Source organism: Mesorhizobium sp. M8A.F.Ca.ET.021.01.1.1 (assembly GCF_003998025.1).
Classification (GTDB): Bacteria; Pseudomonadota; Alphaproteobacteria; order Rhizobiales; family Rhizobiaceae; genus Mesorhizobium.
Genome location: NZ_RZSJ01000809.1, coordinates 1 through 2,112, shown reverse-complemented (window position 1 = coordinate 2,112; position 2,112 = coordinate 1). Strand labels below are relative to the sequence as shown.

The following is a 2,112-nucleotide window of genomic DNA, read 5'->3' as shown; positions in this document are numbered from 1 at the left end:
CGCTCCTCCCATGCCATCTGAAAAGGGCAACGGCAAATCGTCGTCGAGCGCCTTGAGGATGGATGCCACGAAGGCCCGGCCGAGCTGGGAATCGGTTCCCAGGTCGGAATAGGTGGCACGAGGCTTGCCGATCAGGGTGCCGTTGCGGCGGAGCGAGAACCGCAGCGTCAAGGACATGCCCGCGGTTCCTGGCGGCGGCCGCCAGCATGCATAGATGGCGTCCGACATCTCCTTGATGGTGTCGATGGGATCGGTGCTACGGCAGGGATGCTCTTGCGAGAGTGCCCCGTTGCAATTCGCAAACAAGGCAAGTGCCGCAAAAACCGCGAACCGACGTTTCATTCGGGAGCCTCCGCCAAACGCACCGATTCAACCCGCACAACCCAACAGTTCAAGCCACAGGAATTGATCCTATTCCGCCCACAATTCGTGGCGCAGGTCCTGCCAGCTGTCCTGGTCCGGTGCGACAAGCAGACCGCCGTCGACATGGGACGGCAGATAGGCGCTGCCGTCGATGCGCGCGGCATGGCCGCCGGCTTCCTGGTGGATCAGCACGCCGGGCAGATGATCCCAGGGCATCAGCTTGTTGTAGACGACAAAATGCGCATGTCCGCTGGCCAGCAAGCGATATTCGTGGGCGGCGCAGCGATAGCCGAATTGCGACAGTGCCTTGGTCTGGTTACGAGCGAGGCGTGAGCGCTCCGGCTCGTCGAGATATTGCCAGGATACCGCGCCCGTCATTTGCGAGATCGGCACGGGCGCCGCTACATGCACTTTCTCCAGGCTGCCATGGGCATGCCTGATATGGCTGCCGGCGCCTTTGGCGGCGATGAGCCAATCCTTGCCGACCGGATCATGGATGATGCCCGCGACCGTCTCGCCCCTGACCACGACCGCCAGCATGACGCCGAACAGCGGCACGCCGGATGCGAAATTGAAGGTGCCGTCCACCGGATCGACGGTGAATGCCAATTCGGCATCGCCCAAGCCATCGAGCAGCGCCGGATTGTCGGAGCAGGCCTCCTCGCCCACGACCATGGCCGACGGATAGCGCTCGCGCAGCCTGGCGGTGATCAGCCGCTCGGCGTTGACATCGGCTTCCGTCACCAGATCGGCGGCGGAAGTCTTCTGCCTGATATCGCCATCGCCCAATCGGCGAAAGCGCGGCATGATTTCAGCGTGGGCTGCCTCGGCCAGAATCCCGGCCAGCCAGTCGATGGCGGTATCGTCAAATGTCATCGGAAATGTCTTGCCTGATCGCGAGGGTTTCATTGAGGGCGGCGAAATCGAACAGCTTTCGGTCGAGCAAATGCGACGGCCTGGTGTTGGACAGGGCGCGGATCATCGTGTCCTTGCGACCAGGCATGCGCTTTTCGATGTCCTCGAGCATCGCCTTCATGGCGTTGCGCTGCAGCCCTTCCTGGCTGCCGCAGAGATCGCAAGGGATGATCGGGAATCGCATCGCGGCGGCGAATTTTTCCAGATCGACCTCGGCGCAGTAGCTCAGCGGCCGCAACACCATGACGTCGCCGTCGTCGTTGAGCAGTTTTGGCGGCATGGCGGCAAGCCGACCACCGTGGAACAGGTTCATGAAGAAGGTTTCGAGGATGTCCTCGCGATGATGGCCGAGCACCAGCGCCGAACAGCCCTCCTCGCGGGCGATCCTGTAGAGATGGCCGCGCCGCAGCCGCGAGCAGAGCGAGCAATAGGTGCTGCCTTCGGGGAGCTTGTCGGTGACGACCGAATAGGTGTCCCGGTATTCTATCCGATGCGCGATGCCGTTGGCGTCGAGATAATCGGGCAGGATATTCTTTGGAAAATTCGGCTGGCCCTGATCGAGATTGCAGGCCAGCAATTCGACCGGCAGCAGCCCGCGCCATTTCATGTCGAGCAGCAAGGCGAGCAGACCGTAAGAATCCTTGCCGCCCGACAGCGCCACCAGCCAGCGCTCGCCGGGCTTCACCATCGAAAAGTCCTCGATCGCCTGGCGGGTCTGCCGCAGCAGCCGCTTGCGCAATTTGTTGAACTCGACCGACGACGGCACCTCGGCAAACAGCGGATGGGAGCCGCCTTCGGCGGCTGGTTCAAGCGTTTCGATGTCTGGCTGCATGT

The 2,112-nt window shown here is 62.4% G+C and carries 3 protein-coding genes; all 3 read right to left on the bottom strand.

Features of this window, described 5'->3' with window-relative positions:
- On the bottom strand, positions 1 to 342 hold a 342-nt coding region (locus tag EOA36_RS34180), incomplete at its 3' end, for a cell envelope integrity protein TolA (RefSeq protein ID WP_127281101.1).
- A gap of 69 nt (positions 343 to 411) precedes the next feature.
- Positions 412 to 1,239 carry an inositol monophosphatase family protein gene (locus EOA36_RS34175; RefSeq protein ID WP_127281100.1) on the bottom strand — a complete coding sequence of 276 codons (828 nt, stop codon included), beginning with the start codon at positions 1,237 to 1,239 and terminating at the stop codon, positions 412 to 414.
- A complete protein-coding gene (gene ttcA, locus EOA36_RS34170) occupies positions 1,229 to 2,110 on the bottom strand; it encodes a tRNA 2-thiocytidine(32) synthetase TtcA (protein WP_127281099.1) in 882 nt (293 codons plus the stop codon). Before ttcA ends, EOA36_RS34175 begins: the two co-directional genes overlap by 11 nt.
- Between the last annotated feature and the right edge of the window lie 2 nt (positions 2,111 to 2,112).